This is a genomic window from Erwinia piriflorinigrans CFBP 5888 (assembly GCF_001050515.1).
Classification (GTDB): Bacteria; Pseudomonadota; Gammaproteobacteria; order Enterobacterales; family Enterobacteriaceae; genus Erwinia; species Erwinia piriflorinigrans.
In genome coordinates, this window is record NZ_CAHS01000011.1 from 76,625 (window position 1) to 96,101 (window position 19,477).

Annotated in this window: 21 protein-coding genes; 15 read left to right on the plus strand and 6 right to left on the minus strand. The window is 55.2% G+C overall.

What is annotated here, in order from left to right:
• The first annotated feature begins 24 nt into the window (after positions 1-24).
• A complete protein-coding gene (gene queE, locus EPIR_RS03915) occupies positions 25-699 on the plus strand; it encodes a 7-carboxy-7-deazaguanine synthase QueE (RefSeq protein ID WP_023654004.1) in 675 nt (224 codons plus the stop codon).
• An 82-nt stretch (positions 700-781) separates the two neighbouring features.
• On the opposite strand, the gene EPIR_RS03920 is transcribed toward queE, so the two are convergent.
• Positions 782-1,654, minus strand: a complete 873-nt coding sequence (locus tag EPIR_RS03920; protein ID WP_023654005.1) for an MBL fold metallo-hydrolase — start codon at positions 1,652-1,654, stop codon at positions 782-784.
• A 101-nt stretch (positions 1,655-1,755) separates the two neighbouring features.
• Here EPIR_RS03920 and EPIR_RS03925 point away from each other — a divergent pair, with 101 nt between their 5' ends.
• Complete coding sequence (locus tag EPIR_RS03925; RefSeq protein WP_023654006.1) at positions 1,756-2,670, plus strand: LysR family transcriptional regulator; 915 nt, start codon at positions 1,756-1,758, stop codon at positions 2,668-2,670.
• A gap of 91 nt (positions 2,671-2,761) precedes the next feature.
• Here the strand turns inward: EPIR_RS03925 and EPIR_RS03930 are convergent, their stop codons facing one another.
• The 4 genes from EPIR_RS03930 to queD form a co-directional block, all read right to left on the minus strand.
• Positions 2,762-3,535 (minus strand): amino acid ABC transporter substrate-binding protein, encoded by a 774-nt coding sequence (locus tag EPIR_RS03930; protein ID WP_023654008.1) that lies wholly within the window; start codon positions 3,533-3,535, stop codon positions 2,762-2,764.
• Positions 3,536-3,575: 40 nt separating this feature from the next.
• Positions 3,576-4,340, minus strand: coding sequence for an amino acid ABC transporter ATP-binding protein (locus EPIR_RS03935; protein WP_023654009.1), 765 nt, complete (start codon positions 4,338-4,340; stop codon positions 3,576-3,578).
• Positions 4,333-5,016 (minus strand): amino acid ABC transporter permease, encoded by a 684-nt coding sequence (locus EPIR_RS03940; RefSeq protein ID WP_023654010.1) that lies wholly within the window; start codon positions 5,014-5,016, stop codon positions 4,333-4,335. The genes EPIR_RS03935 and EPIR_RS03940 overlap by 8 nt, the downstream gene beginning before the upstream one ends.
• A 201-nt stretch (positions 5,017-5,217) precedes the next feature.
• A complete protein-coding gene (gene queD, locus EPIR_RS03945) occupies positions 5,218-5,577 on the minus strand; it encodes a 6-carboxytetrahydropterin synthase QueD (protein ID WP_023654011.1) in 360 nt (119 codons plus the stop codon).
• Between the two features lie 285 nt (positions 5,578-5,862).
• Here queD and cysJ point away from each other — a divergent pair, with 285 nt between their 5' ends.
• The 4 genes from cysJ (at position 5,863) to EPIR_RS03965 (ending at position 11,263) form a co-directional block, all read left to right on the plus strand.
• Positions 5,863-7,665, plus strand: coding sequence for an NADPH-dependent assimilatory sulfite reductase flavoprotein subunit (gene cysJ / locus EPIR_RS03950; protein WP_023654012.1), 1,803 nt, complete (start codon positions 5,863-5,865; stop codon positions 7,663-7,665).
• Positions 7,665-9,380 carry an assimilatory sulfite reductase (NADPH) hemoprotein subunit gene (gene cysI, locus EPIR_RS03955; protein ID WP_023654013.1) on the plus strand — a complete coding sequence of 572 codons (1,716 nt, stop codon included), beginning with the start codon at positions 7,665-7,667 and terminating at the stop codon, positions 9,378-9,380. The genes cysJ and cysI overlap by 1 nt, the downstream gene beginning before the upstream one ends.
• Before the next feature lie 12 nt (positions 9,381-9,392).
• A complete protein-coding gene (locus EPIR_RS03960) occupies positions 9,393-10,124 on the plus strand; it encodes a phosphoadenylyl-sulfate reductase (protein WP_023654014.1) in 732 nt (243 codons plus the stop codon).
• Positions 10,125-10,429: 305 nt separating this feature from the next.
• Positions 10,430-11,263, plus strand: coding sequence for a GNAT family N-acetyltransferase (locus EPIR_RS03965; protein WP_023654015.1), 834 nt, complete (start codon positions 10,430-10,432; stop codon positions 11,261-11,263).
• A 28-nt stretch (positions 11,264-11,291) separates the two neighbouring features.
• On the opposite strand, the gene EPIR_RS03970 is transcribed toward EPIR_RS03965, so the two are convergent.
• Positions 11,292-11,576 (minus strand): YciI family protein, encoded by a 285-nt coding sequence (locus tag EPIR_RS03970; RefSeq protein WP_023654016.1) that lies wholly within the window; start codon positions 11,574-11,576, stop codon positions 11,292-11,294.
• A 314-nt stretch (positions 11,577-11,890) separates the two neighbouring features.
• On the opposite strand from EPIR_RS03970, the gene cysG reads away from it, so the two are divergent.
• The 9 genes from cysG to truD all read left to right on the plus strand — a co-directional run bounded on the left by cysG (position 11,891) and on the right by truD (position 19,440).
• The gene (gene cysG, locus EPIR_RS03975) at positions 11,891-13,306 is read left to right on the plus strand and encodes a siroheme synthase CysG (protein ID WP_023654017.1); all 1,416 of its coding nucleotides are present in this window, start codon (positions 11,891-11,893) and stop codon (positions 13,304-13,306) included.
• A 9-nt stretch (positions 13,307-13,315) separates the two neighbouring features.
• A complete protein-coding gene (gene cysD, locus EPIR_RS03980) occupies positions 13,316-14,224 on the plus strand; it encodes a sulfate adenylyltransferase subunit CysD (RefSeq protein WP_023654018.1) in 909 nt (302 codons plus the stop codon).
• 9 nt (positions 14,225-14,233) lie between these two features.
• A complete protein-coding gene (cysN, locus tag EPIR_RS03985; RefSeq protein WP_023654019.1) occupies positions 14,234-15,664 on the plus strand; it encodes a sulfate adenylyltransferase subunit CysN in 1,431 nt (476 codons plus the stop codon).
• A gap of 1 nt (position 15,665) precedes the next feature.
• Positions 15,666-16,271 (plus strand): adenylyl-sulfate kinase, encoded by a 606-nt coding sequence (gene cysC, locus EPIR_RS03990; RefSeq protein WP_048696892.1) that lies wholly within the window; start codon positions 15,666-15,668, stop codon positions 16,269-16,271.
• An 85-nt stretch (positions 16,272-16,356) separates the two neighbouring features.
• Complete coding sequence (locus EPIR_RS03995) at positions 16,357-16,680, plus strand: DUF3561 family protein (protein ID WP_023654021.1); 324 nt, start codon at positions 16,357-16,359, stop codon at positions 16,678-16,680.
• A 193-nt stretch (positions 16,681-16,873) separates the two neighbouring features.
• Positions 16,874-17,188, plus strand: a complete 315-nt coding sequence (gene ftsB / locus EPIR_RS04000; protein ID WP_012442405.1) for a cell division protein FtsB — start codon at positions 16,874-16,876, stop codon at positions 17,186-17,188.
• Positions 17,189-17,195: 7 nt separating this feature from the next.
• Entirely contained in the window at positions 17,196-17,900 is a 705-nt protein-coding gene (gene ispD, locus EPIR_RS04005; protein WP_023654022.1) for a 2-C-methyl-D-erythritol 4-phosphate cytidylyltransferase, read from the plus strand.
• Positions 17,901-17,913: 13 nt separating this feature from the next.
• Entirely contained in the window at positions 17,914-18,387 is a 474-nt protein-coding gene (gene ispF / locus EPIR_RS04010; RefSeq protein WP_023654023.1) for a 2-C-methyl-D-erythritol 2,4-cyclodiphosphate synthase, read from the plus strand.
• A 3-nt stretch (positions 18,388-18,390) separates the two neighbouring features.
• The gene (truD, locus tag EPIR_RS04015; protein ID WP_023654024.1) at positions 18,391-19,440 is read left to right on the plus strand and encodes a tRNA pseudouridine(13) synthase TruD; all 1,050 of its coding nucleotides are present in this window, start codon (positions 18,391-18,393) and stop codon (positions 19,438-19,440) included.
• Positions 19,441-19,477: the final 37 nt, after the last annotated feature.

Consider the following 19,477-nt stretch of genomic DNA (forward strand, 5'->3'; position numbering starts at 1 on the left):
AATTTGCCACCAGTCGAGAAGTTGATGCAGTACCCGATAAATGAGATGTTTCAGACGTTGCAGGGAGAAGGTTTTTATACCGGCGTTCCGGCAATTTTTATCCGCCTGCAAGGATGCCCAGTGGGTTGCAGTTGGTGTGATACCAAACACACCTGGGATAAGCTGGCCAATCGGGAGACATCGCTGGGGGATATTCTGCTGAAGACGGTAGAGACCGATGCCTGGGGAGCCGCCGATGCGCCAGCGCTGCTGGAAACGATCCGCCGACATGGCTGGACGGCAAAGCATATCGTGATCACCGGCGGTGAGCCGTGCATTCATGATCTGACGCCGTTAACGGCCACGTTACAGGATAGCGGTTTCAGCTGTCAGATAGAAACCAGCGGCACCCATGAGGTGAGCTGCACGGCGCAAACCTGGGTAACGGTATCGCCAAAGGTGAATATGCGCGGCGGTTATGATGTGCTTCATCAGGCATTAGTGCGTGCCGATGAGGTCAAGCACCCGGTAGCGCGTCAGCGCGACGTGGATGCGCTGGATGAACTGCTGGCCACACTGAATGATGATAACAAAGCGCGTATTATCGCCCTACAGCCCATTAGCCAGAAGGCCGATGCCACTCAACTTTGTATTGATACTTGCATCGCCCGTAACTGGCGGCTATCGATGCAGACACATAAATATCTCAATATTGCCTGACGTGACGGCCTGCTGGACATGGTTAATCAAGGGGCTGTAGCGCCACCCGGCGCGTCAGCCCGTATCTGGCGGGGCTATGACCTTACTGCGGCCACTTCATCTCACCTTTTAGCACTTTTGCGCTTAACTCAAGAGCAGACCCATCTTTAAGTGCAGGATAGTGGGTTTTCATCGCCTTAATCAGCTCTTCTGAATTGCGGCTTTTTGCCAGCTGAGTTTCCGCCGTGTTCAAATAATTGAGCGTAAAGTTCACTGAGGCAACCGTCTCCTGCGCCCCCGGCAGGAAGTGCCCCGGCACCACGCGAGACGGTTTCAGCGCTTTAATATCTTCCAGCTTCTGCTTCCATGCTGAACGTTCGGCGGTCGTCTGCGCATCCGCCATCCAGACGTGCATATTGTCACCTGTTACCACAACGCCCCCCAGTACGGTTTTGAGTGCCGGAACCCACAACCAGGTATTTTGCGGCTGCGGGCCGTTCAGGCCTTTGATCTCAATGGGCTTACCATCGACGCGGAAGCTATCGCCCGGTAACACATCTGGCACAATCAGCGAGCGGGGGCTGTTAGCACCCATTTTCGGTCCCCAAAAGGCCAGCTTGCCATCTTTGGTCTGCTTAATCAGATCGACCGTTGCGGCGGTGGCATAAATTTTTACCTGGGGAAAGGCTTGTTTAATGGTGTCCAGACCGAAATAAAAGTCCGGGTCAGACTGGCTGATAAACACCGTCGTCAACCGTTTGCCGGTCGCTTTGATTCGTTTGACCAGCGCTTCTGCGTCATTGCGCTGAAACTGTGCATCAATCAGTACCACCTCATGTGGGCCGGAGATAATCTCGCTGGAAACGGCAAATAGACTGGATTCGGCCGGATTATAGACTTCAACATGCAGCGATTCAGCCGCATACAGTGGAGTACTGGCAGCCAGTGCCAGCAGTAAAGTCAGTTGGGGTTTCATTATGGCAACCTGTTAGTGAGGAAAGAACCCAGTGTAAGTTGCATAATGCGGCTGATAAACCGACTATTGCTCAACAGATTGTTGCATAAAATGGACACATTATGGATCGCCTGACCGCAGCCAACGTCTTTATTACCATTGTTCAGCGCGGCAGCTTGACGGCTGCGGCAGAAACGCTGGATATGTCGCGGGCAATGGTAACGCGCTATCTCACGCAAATGGAAAACTGGTCTGGTGCGCGCCTGCTGCACCGCAGCACCCGCCGTCTTAGCCTAACGCCAGCAGGGGAGCACGCGCTGGCACGTTGCCAGCAGATGATGACGTTGGCGGCGGAAATCGAGTACAGCAATCAGCCCGAAGGGGAGGCGCTGTCGGGATTGCTGCGTGTCTCCTGTTCGTTGTCGCTTGGTCAGAGCCTGATTATGGCCGCGATACACACTTTCCAGCAGCGGCATCCTGGCGTAGGCATTGATCTGCACATCAGTAATCAGCGAATCAATTTGGTTGAGGAACGTATCGATCTGGCATTGCGGATTACCGCGCAGCTGGAGCCTAACCTGATCGCCCGGCCCCTGAATAGCTGCAGGTCGGTGATCTGCGCGGCCCCGCAGTATCTGGCGCGTGCGGGAAAGCCGCAGACTCCGCAACAGCTGACGCAGTATAACTGCCTGACCTATTCGCACTTCGGCAAAAGCCTGTGGCATTTTACAAAGGGAGAGGAGAAAGAAGCGGTGGCGGTAAGCGGCAATCTTAGCGCTAATGATTCGGTAATGCTGCTGGCTGCCACCCAGGCAGGAAGCGGGATCTCCATGCAGCCGATATACAGTGCAGCGCCGCTGCTGGCAAACGGTCAACTGATCGCCCTGTTGCCCGAATATCAGCTGGAGGATCTTGGCATTTACGCGATTTATACCTCGCGCCAGCATCAGCCAGCAAGGCTACGCGCGCTGGTGGATTTCCTGGCTAGCTGGTTCGTCGGGGAAGAGGCTGAACGGCTATTGAAGGGGGGATCCTGAATGCACCATCGCAGCGGACGAAATATTGAGCCAACCCCGACCATGATGCTGAAAAGCAGCACGCGGGGTGCAGAAGCCCCGCGTGGTGAGACTATTTAGAAACGTCCGCGCCGAAAAAGCGTTGTGAGATCTGCTGGTAAGTACCGTCAGTTTTGATATCGCCAATAGCCTTATCAATCGCTGCCTTAAGTTCAGGATTGTTCTTGCGTAGCAGGATACCTTCATCTTCGGCATCGGGCAGCGTGGCGGCAATCTTCACGTCTGCATCCGGCTTATGTTTTTTAAAATCGAGGTAAGAGAGGTTGTCGTTGATGGTGGCGTCTGCGCGACCGCTGGCGACCAGATCGACCGACTGATTAAAGCCGTCAGTTCCGACAACTTGTGCACCGTAGCGCGTTGCCAGCTGGGCAAAGTTGCTGGTCAAGGTATGGGCTGATTTTTTACCCTTCAAATTATCAAACGACGTAATCGCATTGTTATTGCTGCGTACGATCAGTACCGCTCTGGAAGAAATATACGGAACAGAAAAATCGTATTTTTGCTGGCGTGGCGCAGTGATGGCAACCTGATTGATCACCGCGTCATAGCGGCGTGCATCCAGTCCGGCAATCAGGCCGTCCCATTTCGCTTCAACAAACTCCGCCTTAACATTAAGACGCTTAGCGACTTCACGCCCGATTTCCACATCAAAGCCGGTGAGTTTGCCGCTGGTATCATGGTAGCTGAAAGGGGGATAGGTGCCTTCAGTGCCGATTTTCAGCGTGCCCGCCGACTGGACTTTAGCCAAATCGGTTTCTGCCAGTGCCTGTGATGAAAAGCCGAACTGTACCATGCCTGCTAATAACAGCGTTGCGATAGATTTCATGTCATAACTCCTGAATGCGCTCGGTAGTGTGGTCTTCGGTTTAAATTTCCCAATCGGGTAAGGTTTCGGTCAACGTCGAGATAAAGGCTTTGGTTCTGGCTTTACTGGCCCGGGTGAAAATATGTTGCGAGCTGCCGCTCTCGACAATGTCGCCCGCCTCAAGAAACACCACCTGATTGGCCATATTCGCGGCGAGACGCAGGTCGTGTGTTGCCATCAGCATGGTCGTGCCCTCGCTGGCGAGCTGCTTTAACACCGCCACCACTTCCTGTGAAAGCTCCGGGTCCAGCGCCGACGTGGGTTCATCGCACAGCAACACTTTAGGCGAAGGTGCCAGCGCTCTGGCGATGGCCACGCGCTGCTGTTGACCACCGGACAGCGTGGCAGGCCAGGCATCGCGTTTGTGCAACATGCCCACTTTATCCAGCAACATTTCGGCACGTTCCCGTGCCTGTAGCCGGGGCTGTTTTTGTACGGTGATCAGACCTTCCATAATATTGTCGATGACGGTCAAATGCGGGAACAGTTGAAAATTTTGAAAAACCATTCCGGTTTGCTGACAGATGCGCCGCGTGTCTTTTTTGCTTACGCGGGCGCTGCCGGTGAAGGTAAGCTGCTCATCACCAATGGTGAGTTCTCCCGCCTGAGGGATTTCCAGCAGATTGATACAGCGCAGCAGGGTGCTCTTACCGCTGCCTGAAGGGCCAATCAGGGCGGTAACCGTGCCTTCTTCAATGGTCAGGTTGATGTTTTTCAACACCGGGTTATCGTCAAAACGTTTTTCAATGGCGGATAATTTAATCATTATCTCTTCCTTTTATTGCACCGTTGTTAGCCAGTTTTTTCTCCAGTCGCGCCTGCAAAGAAGATAACACCGAACTGAGCAGTAAATAAATAATCGCTGCTTCGGTATACAGTATTAACGGCTGGTAGGTCACCGCAGCAATGCGCTGCGCGGCAAGAAACAGCTCGGGTACGGTAATAACCGATGCCAGCGAGGTATCTTTGACCAGTGCGATAAAGGTATTTGATAAAGGCGGCACCGCCACTCGCGCCGCCTGGGGCATAATAATCCGTCGCAGCGTCTGGCTCCAGCTCATCCCGATGGAGTGTGCGGCTTCCCACTGCCCTTTAGGGACGGACAGCAGCGTGGCACGGATAATCTCAGAAGTGTAAGCCCCGATATTCAGCGTAAAGCCGATAACGGCCGCCGGGAACGCGTCGATGGTAATACCGACCCCGGGCAAGGCATAAAAGATAAGAAAAAGCTGAACCAGCAGCGGCGTGCCGCGAATAAGCCAGACATAAAAGCGTACCAGGCTTTGTAACGGGCGCGGGCCATACAATCTGGCCAGAGCGACGACAATGCCCAGGGATAACCCCAGGGCAAAAGCGATCAGCGTGAGTGGAATGGTGAACGTCAGACCGGCATAAAGCATGGGCCAGAACGATTCGATTGCTAAATTAAACCATGAGGGCATTTGACACCTTCCCTAAAATAGACTTTTAAGCCTCTTCGTTTTGTCATGAAAGGTTATCATGTGCGCACAAACAGGCTATATAACGTGAAGTTATAGAATATTCTTAACGGGAATAGACGCGGGTGACTGACACCGGCAGATAAAACGGCTAACGTGTTCAGGCCCGGCTGATAACCAGCCTTTCGCCAGGCCCGTCCGGTATCAGCCGCGATAGACGCATCCGGCGGTGCAGGTCTCTTTCACCATGACGGCGCTCAGCAGAGGCAGGGCGGGTTTCATCTGCTGCCAAATCCACTCGGCCAGCACTTCGCTGGTTGGATTTTCCAGACCGGGTATATCGTTAAGGTAGTAGTGATCCAGCCGATCATAGACGGGTTTAAATGCGCGCTTAATCTCTGAAAAATCCATAACCCAACCGGTATAGGGATCCACATCGCCAGTAATTTCCAGCCGGACCATAAAGGAGTGTCCGTGCAGGCGGCCGCACTTGTGCCCGGCTGGCACATGCGGTAAAAGGTGCGCGGCTTCAAATTGAAATTCTTTAAATAGCGTGGTGGCCATGATCCCGGTCTCTGTAAAGGTCTTAAAAAACGTTGCAGGATACCCGAAAACCGCTTTTTTCGCACCCGTTTACGGGATTAAGGTCGTAACAGAAAGCATAACGAAATGTATATTTTTTAACTAATTGAAAAATATAACAATAATCAATCTGTTTTGTCGCTAATGCTTACCTGAAAAACCGTTTAGTCATTTTGGTTATGAATTAGTACCAACCCTTATTTAAGGGTTTTTATCCTTACCTTTACCCTGTTGCTATAGATCTTTGACTCTGGAACTTTTGACGCAATGACGACTCAGGCACCTTTAAACATGCTACCGCTCAATGCGGAGCAGCTCGCCCGCTTACAGGCGGCAACCGGAGATTTTTCACCCACGCAGCTGGCCTGGCTCTCCGGTTATTTCTGGGGCATGGTTAATCAGGCACCGGGTGCCGTCGGCGTCTCCGCACCGGCAGTCAACGACGTGCCGACGGTCACCATCCTTTCCGCATCCCAGACCGGCAATGCCCGCCGACTGGCTGAACAGCTGCGCGACGATCTGCTGGCTGCTAAACTGAACGTCAATCTGGTGAATGCCGGTGACTACAAGTTCAAACAGATCGCACAGGAAAAACTGCTGGTGGTGGTCACTTCCACCCAGGGCGAGGGGGAACCCCCGGAAGAAGCGGTGGCATTGCATAAATTCCTGATGTCAAAGAAAGCGCCAAAAATGGACGCCAGCGCCTTCGCGGTGTTCGGTCTTGGTGATACGTCCTACGAATTCTTCAGCAAGGCCGGTAAAGATTTTGACGGCAGGCTGGCCGAACTGGGCGCTGAACGCCTGCTGGATCGCGTCGATGCTGACGTCGAGTACGCCACTGACGCGCAGGCCTGGCGTCAACGGTTAAGCGATATCCTGAAAGCGCGTGTGCCACAGGCGGGTGCGGTACAGGTGACGGCGGCCGTAACGGGAAGCGTCAACGAAATCCACAGCAGTCCCTACAGCAAAGAAGCACCGCTTAGCGCCAGCCTGGCGGTCAGTCAGAAAATCACCGGGCGCGACTCCGATAAAGATGTGCGCCACATTGAAATTGATCTGGGTGATTCCGGTCTGCGCTATCAGCCTGGCGATGCGCTGGGGGTGTGGTTTGAAAACGATACTGCGCTGGTACAAGAACTGTTGGAACTGCTGTGGCTTAAAGGCGACGAGCCGGTGACGGTGGATGGTCATTCCGTACCGCTGGCACAGGCGCTGCAAAAGCACTACGAACTGACGGTGAATACCCCGCAGATCGTCGAAAAGTTTGCCGGGCTGTCACGTAATGAGGCGTTGATGGCGATGATCGGCGATAAGAGCGCATTGCAGCATTACGCACAGACCACGCCAATCGTTGATATGGCGCGTTACGCGCCGACCGAGCTAAATGCCGAACAGCTGACGGGGCTGCTACGTCCGCTAACCCCGCGCCTGTACTCTATTGCCTCATCACAGGCGGAAAACGAAAGCGAAGTCCATATTACCGTAGGCGCAGTGCGCTTCGATATTGAAGGCCGTGCCCGTACGGGGGGCGCTTCCAGCTATCTGGCCGATCGCCTGCATGAAGATGACGAGGTACGCATTTTCATTGAGCATAACGACAACTTCCGCCTGCCGGCCGATCCGCAGGCACCGGTCATTATGATTGGCCCCGGCACCGGGATTGCGCCGTTCCGCGCCTTTATGCAGCAGCGTGACAGTGACGGGGCGGGCGGCAAGAACTGGTTGTTCTTTGGCAATCCGCACTTTACCGAAGATTTTCTCTATCAGGTTGAGTGGCAGCGCTATGTGAAGGATGGCCTGCTGACCCACATTGATTTAGCCTGGTCGCGCGACCAGCAGCATAAGGTCTACGTGCAGGACAAAATTCGCGCCAGAGGTGCGGAGCTGTGGCGCTGGATTGAAGAGGGCGCACATATTTATGTCTGTGGCGATGCCAACCGCATGGCCAAAGACGTTGAGCAGGCATTACTGGAAGTGGTAGCCGAATTTGGTGCAATGGACATCGAAGCGGCAGATGAATTTTTAAGCGAGCTGCGCATTGAGCGCCGTTATCAGCGAGATGTGTACTAATGAGCGATGAAAAATATCCTGGGCCGCTGGTGGTTGAAGGTAAACTGGTCGACGCCGAACGCCTGAAGAAACAGAGCAACTACCTGCGCGGTGGTATTGCTGAAGACCTGCACGACGGGCTGACCGGTGGCTTTAACGGCGATAACTTCCTGCTGATCCGCTTTCACGGCATGTACCAGCAGGACGATCGCGATATCCGCGCCGAGCGTGCCGAACAGAAGCTGGATGCGCGTCATGCCATGATGCTGCGCTGTCGCCTGCCGGGCGGGATCATAACGCCAAAACAGTGGCTGGCTATCGATAAATTCGCCAGCAATAACACCATCTACGGCAGTATCCGTCTGACCAACCGTCAGACGTTCCAGTTCCACGGCATCCTGAAGGGCAACGTCAAACCGGCTCATCAGATGCTACACGAAGTCGGGCTGGACGCGCTGGCCACCGCGAACGACGTTAACCGCAACGTGCTGTGCAGCTCGAACCCGATTGAATCCGAACTGCACCAGGAAGCGTACGAATGGGCGAAGAAGCTCTCCGAGCATCTGCTGCCGCGCACCCGCGCCTACGCGGAGATCTGGCTTGACCAGGAAAAAGTCGCCACCACCGATGAAGAGCCGATCCTCGGTGAAACCTATCTGCCGCGTAAGTTCAAAACCACGGTGGTGGTTCCGCCGCACAATGACGTTGACCTGCACGCCAATGACATGAACTTTATCGCCATTGCCGAACACGGCAAGCTGGTTGGTTTTAACCTGCTGGTTGGCGGCGGTCTCTCTATCGATCACGGTAATAAGGCAACCTATGCCCGTACCGCCAGCGAGTTTGGCTATCTGCCGCTGAGTAAGATCCTCGACGTAGCTGAAGCGGTCGTGACCACCCAGCGTGACTGGGGCAACCGTACCGACCGCAAAAACGCCAAAACCAAATATACCCTGGAGCGCGTAGGGCCGGATGTCTTCAAGGCTGAAGTAGAACGCCGTGCCGGTATCGCCTTTGAGCCGATCCGACCGTATGAATTTACCACCCGTGGCGATCGTTTTGGCTGGGTGAAGGGCATCGATCATAAGTGGCATCTGACGCTGTTTATCGAAAATGGCCGCCTGCTGGATTACCCCGACCGCCCGCTGAAAACCGGTCTGGCCGAAATTGCCAACATTCACCAGGGTGACTTCCGCTTAACCGCTAATCAGAACCTGATTGTCGCCGGGGTGCCGGAGTCGGAAAAAGAGAACATTGAGCAGCTGGCGCTGTCACACGGTCTGATGGAAAACGTTAGCCACCAGCGTGAAAACTCAATGGCCTGCGTGGCATTCCCTACCTGCCCGCTGGCAATGGCGGAAGCAGAGCGTTTTCTGCCGCAGTTCGTCACCCGTGTGGAAGCGATCATGACCGCGCACGGCGTGGGCGATGAGCATATCGTTCTGCGCGTCACCGGCTGCCCTAACGGCTGCGGTCGTGCGCTGCTGGCAGAAATCGGCCTGGTGGGTAAAGCGCCGGGGCGTTATAACCTGCACCTCGGCGGGAATCGCATCGGCACGCGCATTCCGCGCATGTATCAGGAAAACATTAACGAAGAGCAAATTCTGGCTACCCTTGATGACCTGATTGGCCGCTGGTCACAAGAGCGTGATGCAGACGAAGGCTTCGGTGATTTCACCATCCGTGCCGGAGTGGTAAAACCGGTACTCGATCCGGCCCGTGATTTCTGGCAATGATGGAGGCATAACATGGCGCTTCTCGATCTCTCTGAACTGAATGAACTCCCTAAGGTCGAGCGCGTGATGGCGCTCGCCGAAACGAATAATATGCTGGATACACTTTCCGCCGAGGATCGGGTTATCTGGGGGCTGGAGAATCTGCCAGGTCAGGCGGTATTGACCTCCAGCTTTGGTATTCAGGCGGCGGTGAGCCTGCATCTGGTGACGCGTCAGAAAGCCGATATCCCGGTGATCCTCACCGACACCGGATACCTGTTCCCGGAAACTTACCAGTTTATTGATCAACTGACGGAAAAGCTCGATCTTAACCTACAGGTGTTCCGCGCTGCACAAAGTCCGGCGTGGCAGGAAGCTCGCTACGGCAAGCTATGGGAGCAGGGCGTGGAAGGCATTGAGCGCTACAACCAGATCAATAAGGTGGAACCGATGAACCGTGCGCTGGAAACGTTGCAGGGTCAGACGTGGTTTGCCGGACTGCGCCGCGATCAGTCCGGCAGCCGCGCCCATCTTCCGGTGCTGGCTGTCAAAAAAGGCATTTTCAAACTGCTGCCGATTATTGACTGGGATAACCGTCAGGTTTACCAGTATTTGCAACAGCATGGTTTGAGCTACCATCCGCTGTGGGAGCAGGGCTATCTGTCGGTCGGCGATACTCACACCACGCGTAAATGGGAGCCGGGTATGGCGGAAGAAGAAACCCGCTTCTTCGGCCTCAAGCGCGAATGCGGCCTGCACGAATAGTGCTGATATTGTAGCGGGCTCCCAACCGGGGTTCGCTGCGCTGACTGTTTCCATCTCCCTTTTTGTATACGTCACTCCTCTCCCTGTTTCCCTCCCGCTTGTGAATATCTCGCCGAATGATGTTGCGATCGCGCCAGAGTAAAGATTAATTTTAGTTAAGTTATAACCTTGAAATTTAGGCGTGTTAATTAAAATAGTCTATGAAAATGACAGTTTCATTAATATTCTCTCAAGCCATTGTTTAATTTTTGTTATGAATAAATACTTGTGTTGAGACGTTACGATCTTGCACAAGGAGATAAAAAATGAAATCTCATGTTTCTGGTAAGACTTGGCACACAAAGCGTTCACTCCACTTTGCCAGGCAGAAAATGCCGCCAGATATCAGTATTGAACCGGTGAGTACCCTGCATGATTTTTGTTGCGCCATGCGCAAGTTGCATACGGAGTATGTTCGTCTTGGGATACTTAAACGTCAGCAGGGCGATATGCTGTTCTCGCCGTGGCTTTTACACCAGGGCAGCCGTCTGCTGGTGGCGAAAAAAGGAGATGAAGTAGTGGGAAGTATTTCTCTGATCCCACAGGCTGGGTTGGGGATGCCGGCCGAGGCGGTATTCGGTGATGCAATCCGTCAACAGGGTAGCGCACCGCAGCGCACCGCAGAGATTGGTTCATTGTGTATTGACGAGCGCTATCGCGGTACTGGATTGCTGCGTGGGCTGTATGCAACCGCCATCCTCTATGCGGCTTTCTGGCAGAATATCGACACCATTTTTATTCAAATTGACAGTCGTAAGGCGCGTTTCTACCGTGAAATGTTGTTCTTCAAGTCGGTTGTCAGTAGTCGCCCACATCCTGGCTATCAAAATTTGAGCGCTGCATTAATGCGGGTAGATATCAAATCTGCGCTGGTGCAAATACGTTCCAGCCTGGACTCGCAGCGGCGTATGACGCTAAAGCAGGTGATGGCGTCCCTGCACATCGACAATCTCTATCAGCAGCTGCATGTCAGCCTGGCGCGGAAACAACGATTTCATTGGAACACGCGATGTGTCCATGATTATTGTCAGCGCTGTGGCGTCGACACCGAGCGCTGCGACGAGCGCTTGCGTCAGGTTTTGCAGCAGTCATGGGGTTAGCTCCGGAAAATAGGGAGCTCTGTCCCTTCTAGACGCCGACTAACGCGGAAAACTCAGCCGCAGCACGGGTGATATTGACTTTGGTCACCTCATACTGCGCCACCGCCTGAAACGGGTCCTCTGCCAGAATGGCATCCAGCCGGGGACGATCCATCTCTTTCACCATAATCATGCCGCCCGTGCGCGGGTCTTTACGCCCGGCGCTGATAAAGTCTCCGCTGGCAAAATAGCGGTTAAGCCATTCGATATGCGGTTCCAGCAGGCGGTTAACTTCTTCCATTGGGTGGGTATAGCTAAGAAAAACAAGATACATAACGACTCCAGATGTTAAAAGAGAGCAGACAGTATTGAATAACCTTACAGATCAAGCGCTCCGGAAGGAAGGAAACAGGGTGTTATCTGCTGCCCATCAGGAAAAATTTTCAATTAGCCACGTTGGCCACAGGTCGATATGCCAGTCGGTTCATCAGTTAAACGCCAGAAATATCATTTGTTAAGCACAATTTGTTCGTAGCTTTACCACGACGTTATTCCATTCGGTAACTACTCATTCCAATTAGTAATTTCATAACCCTTCAGCCAGACACGTATAGTCCCTTTCAAGCTTATGTGATTAAGAAGGTTCGCGTGGATTATCTCCCTCTTTTTGCTGATATCAGACACAAGCCGGTGCTGGTGGTGGGCGGCGGCGATGTGGCTGCACGCAAAATCGAACTACTGCGCCGGGCTGGAGCACGGGTACAGATCGTTTCACGCGAGCTGTGCGAAGAGCTTGCCGTTCTTGCCGAGAGTCACAGCGTGGAATGGCTGGCCACCGCCTACCAGCCAGAACAGCTCGAACGGGTATTCCTGGTGATTGCTGCCACCGATAATGCGGAACTCAACGGGCAGGTTTATCAGGATGCCACCGCTCGCCATCTGCTGGCTAACGTGGTGGATGACCAGCCGAAATGCTCATTTATCTTCCCTTCCATCGTCGACCGTTCTCCACTGGTGGTAGCGATTTCTTCCAGCGGCACCGCGCCGGTGCTGGCGCGTCTGCTGCGTGAAAAACTGGAGGCGTTGCTGCCTGCTAATCTCGGCCAGATGGCGCAGATCGCCGGGCAGTGGCGCGACAAGGTTAAAGCACGCTTCTCAATGATGTCCGATCGCCGCCGCTTCTGGGACAAAGCCTTTAACGGGCTGTTCGCCAGCCAGGTGGCCTCGGGCAATGTGGATGGAGCCAAACGCACGCTCGACAGCCAGTTAACCGATGTGGAAACGCCCCAGGGAGAAATCATCCTGGTCGGTGCTGGCCCTGGGGACAGCGGGCTGCTGACTCTGCGCGGATTACAGGTGATGCAGCTGGCGGATGTGGTGCTGTATGACTATCTGGTCAGTGACGAGATCCTTGATCTGGTGCGGCGCGATGCCGACCGTATCTGCGTCGGCAAACGTGCTAACGCTCACAGCGTGCCGCAGGGAGAGATCAACCGCATGCTGGTGGAGCTGGCGCAGCAGGGTAAGCGCGTGGTGCGGCTGAAGGGCGGCGATCCGTTTATCTTTGGCCGTGGCGGTGAAGAGCTACAGGCGGCTGCGGCTGCGGGCATCCCGTTCCAGGTGGTGCCCGGTGTCACGGCGGCTGCCGGTGCCACCGCCTACGCCGGTATTCCGCTCACCCATCGCGACTATGCCCAGAGCGTACTCTTCGTCACCGGGCAGTGCCGTACCGACGGTAATGGTACCGACTGGCCTTCGCTGGCGCGTGCGCGACAGACGCTGGCGATTTATATGGGGGCTATGGCTGCGGGGGACATCGCCGATCAGTTAATGACCCACGGGCGCGATCCGGCAACGCCGGTGGCGGTGATCGGGCGCGGCACTCGTCAGGATCAACAGGTACTGACCGGCACGCTCGAACAGCTGGGAGAACTGGCACAAAATGCCCCAACCCCAGCGCTGTTGGTGATTGGCGAAGTGGTCAATCTGCATCAGCAGCTGGCGTGGTATCAACATTCAGCGCAGCAGGACGGACGACAGTCCCCCGTTGTGAATTTGGCTTGAGGAAAAATTATGGATCAACAACGACTCACTCACCTGCGTCAGCTGGAGGCGGAAAGTATCCATATTATCCGCGAAGTGGCGGCAGAGTTCGCCAATCCGGTGATGATGTACTCCATTGGCAAAGATTCATCGGTGATGCTGCACCTGGCGCGTAAAGCCTTCTATCCGGGCACGCTGCCTTTCCCACTGCTGCATGTTGATACCGGCTGGAAATTCCGCGAAATGTATGAATTCCGCGACCGCATGGTCAAGAACATTGGCGCAGAACTGCTGGTCCACCGTAACCCGGAGGGTCTGGCTATGGGGATTAACCCCTTTGTGCATGGCAGTTCCAAACACACCGACATCATGAAAACCGAGGGGCTGAAGCAGGCGCTGGATAAGTATGGTTTTGATGCCGCCTTCGGCGGCGCACGCCGCGACGAAGAAAAATCCCGTGCCAAAGAGCGTATCTACTCTTTCCGCGATCGCTTCCACCGCTGGGACCCGAAAAACCAGCGTCCGGAGCTGTGGCACAACTACAACGGCCAGGTTAACAAAGGCGAAAGCATCCGCGTATTCCCGCTCTCCAACTGGACCGAGCTGGATATCTGGCAGTACATTTTCCTTGAAAATATCGAGATCGTGCCGCTGTACCTGGCCGCACCGCGCCCGGTGCTGGAGCGTGACGGCATGCTGATGATGATTGATGATGACCGTATCGATCTGCAGCCTGGCGAAGTGATTGAACAACGCATGGTGCGCTTCCGCACCCTCGGCTGCTGGCCGCTCACCGGTGCGGTGGAGTCGGAAGCACAAACGCTGCCCGGCATTATCGAAGAGATGCTGGTCTCAACCACCAGCGAGCGCCAGGGGCGAATGATAGACCGCGATCAGGCCGGCTCGATGGAGCTGAAGAAACGCCAGGGTTATTTCTAAGGAGCCGCCATGAACAACATTATTGCACAACAGATTGCCGATCAGGGCGGGGTGGAAGCCTGGCTGCACGCCCAGCAAAATAAAAGCCTGCTGCGTTTTCTCACCTGCGGCAGCGTCGACGACGGTAAAAGCACCCTGATTGGCCGCCTGCTGCACGATACGCGCCAGATTTATGAAGACCAGCTCTCTTCGCTGCATAACGATAGTAAACGCCACGGGACTCAGGGAGAAAAACTGGATCTGGCGCTGCTGGTCGACGGCTTACAGGCCGAGCGCGAACAGGGCATTACCATTGACGTGGCCTATCGCTACTTCTCTACAGAAAAACGCAAATTTATTATTGCCGATACTCCCGGCCACGAGCAGTACACGCGCAATATGGCCACCGGGGCGTCAACCTGCGATCTGGCGATCCTGCTGATCGATGCACGTAAAGGCGTGCTCGATCAAACCCGCCGTCACAGCTTTATCTCGACGCTGCTGGGCATTAAACACTTGGTGGTGGCTGTCAACAAAATGGATCTGGTGGACTACAGCCAGGCAACCTTTGAACAGATCAAACAGGATTATCTCGATTTTGCTACGCAGCTGCCGGGCAATCTGGATATTCGTTTCGTGCCGCTGTCGGCGCTGGAAGGCGAAAACGTGGCCGCACCGAGCGAACAGATGGGCTGGTACAGCGGCCCGACGCTGCTTGACGTGCTGGAAACCGTCGAAGTGCAGCGCGTTGTTGAGCAGCAGCCGATGCGTTTCCCGGTACAGTACGTTAACCGCCCCAACCTGGATTTTCGTGGCTACGCGGGGACCCTGGCATCCGGCAGCGTGCAGGTCGGACAACGGGTGAAAGTGCTGCCTTCTGGCGTTGAGTCGAGCATTGCACGCATCGTTACCTTTGACGGCGATCTGCAACAGGCTGCCGCCGGGGAAGCGATCACCCTGGTGCTGAAAGATGAGATTGATATCAGCCGTGGCGACCTGCTGGTGGATGCCAGTTCGGAACTGACTCCTGTTCGTGCCGCTACGGTTGACGTGGTATGGATGGCCGAGCAACCGCTGGTGCCCGGGCAGAGTTTTGATGTGAAAATCGCCGGTAAGAAAACCCGTGCGCGTGTTGAGAACATTCAGCATCAGGTTGAAATCAATCATTTGACGCAGCATTCCAGCGCGGAACTGCCGCTGAACGGCATCGGTTTGGTTGATATCATTTTTGATGAACCTATGGTTCTTGACAGCTATCAGCAGAACCCGGTCACCGGCGGCATGATCTTTATCGATCGCCTGAGTAACGTCACGGTGGGAGCCGGAATGATCCGTCAGCCGCTGGCAGAAGAGACCTCAGCCGGTAGCGCGAACTTCAGTGCTTTTGAGCTGGAGCTGAATGCGCTGGTTCGCCGTCATTTCCCGCACTGGAATGCACGCGATCTGTTGGGCGGAAAATAATATGGCGCAACATGATGAGAACGTGGTGTGGCATGCGCATCCGGTAACGCGGGAGGCGCGTGAGCAGCGGCATGGTCATCAGGGCGCGGTATTGTGGTTTACCGGGCTGTCGGGGTCCGGTAAGTCCACCGTTGCCGGGGCGCTGGAGCAGGCGCTGCATCAGCTTGGCGTCAGCAGTTATCTGTTGGATGGTGATAACGTGCGTCACGGCCTGTGCCGTGATCTCGGCTTCAGTGATGACGATCGTAAAGAGAATATCCGCCGGGTGGGTGAAGTGGCACGGCTGATGGTGGATGCCGGGCTGGTGGTGCTCACCGCGTTTATCTCCCCCCATCGTGCTGAACGTCAGATGGTGCGCGATATGCTGGGAGAGGGGCGCTTTATCGAGGTGTTCGTTGATACGCCGCTGGCCACTTGTGAAGCACGTGACCCGAAGGGGCTGTACAAGAAGGCGCGGGCGGGAGAACTGCGCAACTTCACCGGTATTGATGCGGAATACCAGGCCCCTTTGCATGCCGATATCCATCTTGATGGCGAACAATTAGTAACACATTTGACCCGTCAAATATTAGATCTGTTGCGTCAGCAAGATATCATCAAACCCTGAGGTGATTTTGGCTAACGTCCATCAAAGGGCGATGTGCAGGCAGGGTGATGTGATCGTTCCCTGCCTGAGTTTCAACGGGATATCTATGCAAAACGTGACTCCTGTACCGGCAGAGAAAAACGAGCGGCAGCGAAAAGAGAGTTCATGGTCTCTCCCCGGTGGCGTGATGGGCTTTATTGCCTGGTGGATAGCGCTGGCGATCCCGCTAATGATGTACGGCTCTGGTACGCTCTTCTTCTTTTTTCTCTATACCTGGCCTTTCTTTCTGGCGCTGTTACCCATATCGGTAATGGTTGGCGTGATCATGAGCGCGCTGCTGCGCGGGCATGTGATTTGGATTGCGCTGGTCACTACCCTGCTAACGATATCCCTGTTCTGGCTCCTGCTCAGCCTGCTGACGGGCTGGTAATGCGCTTTTCTCTGATGTACAAACACGTCGATGAGTGACAAAACCTTGCGTACCCGTCCACAAAGCGGGTAACACGGTGCTGCTTTTTAACGCGTTACCTCAACTTTTTTTCTCAATGGCGTGCAATTTTATCGTCGGAGTGGAGTAACGTTAAAAGTTATGGGATGATTGGGCCGTTTCGCAGGGGGCGGGGATGGGAAAACTTACGCTGCTGTTACTTGTACTTCTCGGCTGGCTGCAATATTCGCTCTGGCTGGGCAAGAACGGCATTCATGACTATACGCGTGTTGACGAAGATGTTGCATCGCAGCAGGGCAATAACGCCAAACTTAAAGCGCGTAACGATCGGCTGTTTGCTGAAATCGATGATTTAAACGGCGGTTCAGAAGCGATCGAAGAGCGCGCGCGCAATGAGCTGGGTATGATTAAACCCGGCGAGACTTTCTATCGCCTTGTGCCGGACCAAAACAGACGCAACGCGCAGCAGGGACGGCCAGCCAGCCAGTAATCACCACATGAATAATGCCAATTCTTTACCGGACGTGATTGCCGTGGTGCCCGCAGCGGGTATTGGCAGCCGTATGCAGTCCGCCTGTCCTAAGCAGTACCTCACACTTTGCGGTAAAACCATTCTGGAGCACAGCCTGAATGCGCTGCTGGCGCATCCGGCGGTTAAGCGGGTGGTGGTGGCCCTAAGCCCACAAGACACCTGTTTTCATCTACTGCCCGTAGCCCGGGATAAGCGCATCACCACGGTGATTGGTGGCGTCCAGCGTGCTGACTCGGTGCTGGCGGGGTTGCAGGCTGCGACGTCAGCCCAGTGGGCGCTGGTACATGATGCCGCGCGTCCCTGCCTCCATCCTGATGATTTGGCCCGTTTGCTGGCACTGACTGCCAGCAGTGAAGTGGGCGGCATCCTGGCGGCGCCTGTGCGCGACACCATGAAGCGCGCCATCACCGGCTGTAGCGATATCGATCATACCGTTGAACGTGAGGCCCTGTGGCACGCACTGACGCCCCAGCTTTTTCCGTTGGTCCTGCTGCGTGACTGCCTGCAACGCGCGCTGAGCGAAGGTGCAACGATTACCGATGAGGCCTCGGCGCTGGAATACTGCGGCTATCATCCCGAGTTGGTCAACGGACGTAGCGACAATCTGAAAGTCACGCGACCGGAAGATCTGGCGCTGGCGCAATTTTATCTGACCCAAAGACAACGTTAATCAGGAGCGCAGAATGCGTATTGGTCACGGTTTTGATGTACACGCTTTCGGCGGAGAAGGTCCGTTGATTATTGGCGGCGTACGCATCCCCTATGAAAAAGGTTTACTGGCCCACTCTGATGGTGACGTAGCGCTGCACGCCCTGACTGACGCCCTGCTCGGCGCGGCGGCGTTGGGCGATATCGGCAAACTGTTCCCGGATACTGATGAGGCCTACAAAGGTGCCGATAGCCGCGCGCTGCTGCGCGAAGCGCTGCGCCAGATCGCGCAGAAAGGTTATCGCGTGGGCAACGTTGACGTGACGATTATCGCCCAGGCACCAAAAATGCTGCCGCATGCGCCGCAGATGCGTATCAATATTGCCGAAGATCTGGGCATTCATATGGACGAGGTCAACGTAAAGGCGACCACCACCGAAAAGCTCGGCTTTACCGGGCGCGGCGAAGGCATTGCCTGTGAAGCCGTCGCGTTATTGTTTAAGGCGTAACTCATGGATTTAACCTGTCAGGGCTGGCTGCACGGCAAACCGACCGCCAGCGGTGTCGTTAAGAGTATTCCCGAAGATTTCGTGGTGATTGAAGATCTCGGTTACGCCCCGGATGGGGATGGCGAACAGCTGCTGGTGCGTGTGCGTAAACAGGGCTGCAACACGCGTTTTGTTGCCGAGGCGCTGGCGAAATTTGCCGCTATCCCTGCGCGTGACGTCAGCTTTGCCGGTATGAAAGACAGACATGCCGTTACCGAACAGTGGTTCTGTCTGCGTCTGCCGGGCAAAGTGACGCCGGACATGAGCGCCTTTCAGCTCGAAGGGGTTGAGGTGCTGGAAAGCACCCGCCATCGCCGCAAACTGCGCACCGGAGCGTTACAGGGCAATGCCTTTACGTTGATTTTGCGCGAGATTTCCGATCGTGACGCGGTGGAACAGCGCCTGCAACAGATTACCACTGCCGGGGTGCCGAACTATTTTGGTAGCCAGCGTTTTGGTCATGATGGCAATAACCTGAAGCTGGCGCAGCGCTGGGCGGCGGATGAAATTCGCGTGCGCGAGCGCAGTAAACGCAGCTTTATTCTGTCAGCGGCGCGTAGCGCGATGTTTAATCAGGTGGTGAGCGATCGTCTCGCCCGGCAGGGTTCCCTGCGCCGGGTGTTGGCAGGCGATGCGCTGCAACTGACCGGGCGCGGTAGCTGGTTTGTGGCGGAAACGGCTGAAATCGACAGCCTGCAACAGCGTGTGGACAACAACGAGCTGCGCATCACCGCGCCGCTACCGGGTAGCGGCGAATGGGGTACGCGCGATGAGGCGCTGGCCTTTGAGCAGGACAGTCTGGCACAAGAAGGGGCACTTATCGCCCTGATGCAGCGTGAGCGGGTCGATGCTGCCCGCCGTGCGATGCTGGTGATACCGCGTGATCTGTGCTGGAGCTGGGCGGATGACGCCACGCTTGAGATAAGCTTTTGGCTACCGGCCGGTAGCTTTGCCACTAGCGTGGTAAGGGAACTGTTGGTCACGCAGAGCAGTGCCAACGAGGCTGACGAATAGCCGCCCTCCGGCAGAGCCTGAGTTGTTTAGCAGGCTC

Bases quoted from the DNA above. Each gene is read 5' to 3' on its own strand.
- queE (WP_023654004.1), top strand. From the start codon at position 25: ATGCAGTACCCGATAAATGAGATGTTTCAGACGTTGCAGGGAGAAGGT.
- EPIR_RS03920 (WP_023654005.1), bottom strand. From the start codon at position 1,654: ATGAAACCCCAACTGACTTTACTGCTGGCACTGGCTGCCAGTACTCCA.
- EPIR_RS03925 (WP_023654006.1), top strand. From the start codon at position 1,756: ATGGATCGCCTGACCGCAGCCAACGTCTTTATTACCATTGTTCAGCGC.
- EPIR_RS03930 (WP_023654008.1), bottom strand. From the start codon at position 3,535: ATGAAATCTATCGCAACGCTGTTATTAGCAGGCATGGTACAGTTCGGC.
- EPIR_RS03935 (WP_023654009.1), bottom strand. From the start codon at position 4,340: ATGATTAAATTATCCGCCATTGAAAAACGTTTTGACGATAACCCGGTG.
- EPIR_RS03940 (WP_023654010.1), bottom strand. From the start codon at position 5,016: ATGCCCTCATGGTTTAATTTAGCAATCGAATCGTTCTGGCCCATGCTT.
- queD (WP_023654011.1), bottom strand. From the start codon at position 5,577: ATGGCCACCACGCTATTTAAAGAATTTCAATTTGAAGCCGCGCACCTT.
- cysJ (WP_023654012.1), top strand. From the start codon at position 5,863: ATGACGACTCAGGCACCTTTAAACATGCTACCGCTCAATGCGGAGCAG.
- cysI (WP_023654013.1), top strand. From the start codon at position 7,665: ATGAGCGATGAAAAATATCCTGGGCCGCTGGTGGTTGAAGGTAAACTG.
- EPIR_RS03960 (WP_023654014.1), top strand. From the start codon at position 9,393: ATGGCGCTTCTCGATCTCTCTGAACTGAATGAACTCCCTAAGGTCGAG.
- EPIR_RS03965 (WP_023654015.1), top strand. From the start codon at position 10,430: ATGAAATCTCATGTTTCTGGTAAGACTTGGCACACAAAGCGTTCACTC.
- EPIR_RS03970 (WP_023654016.1), bottom strand. From the start codon at position 11,576: ATGTATCTTGTTTTTCTTAGCTATACCCACCCAATGGAAGAAGTTAAC.
- cysD (WP_023654018.1), top strand. From the start codon at position 13,316: ATGGATCAACAACGACTCACTCACCTGCGTCAGCTGGAGGCGGAAAGT.
- cysN (WP_023654019.1), top strand. From the start codon at position 14,234: ATGAACAACATTATTGCACAACAGATTGCCGATCAGGGCGGGGTGGAA.
- cysC (WP_048696892.1), top strand. From the start codon at position 15,666: ATGGCGCAACATGATGAGAACGTGGTGTGGCATGCGCATCCGGTAACG.
- EPIR_RS03995 (WP_023654021.1), top strand. From the start codon at position 16,357: ATGCAAAACGTGACTCCTGTACCGGCAGAGAAAAACGAGCGGCAGCGA.
- ftsB (WP_012442405.1), top strand. From the start codon at position 16,874: ATGGGAAAACTTACGCTGCTGTTACTTGTACTTCTCGGCTGGCTGCAA.
- ispD (WP_023654022.1), top strand. From the start codon at position 17,196: ATGAATAATGCCAATTCTTTACCGGACGTGATTGCCGTGGTGCCCGCA.
- ispF (WP_023654023.1), top strand. From the start codon at position 17,914: ATGCGTATTGGTCACGGTTTTGATGTACACGCTTTCGGCGGAGAAGGT.
- truD (WP_023654024.1), top strand. From the start codon at position 18,391: ATGGATTTAACCTGTCAGGGCTGGCTGCACGGCAAACCGACCGCCAGC.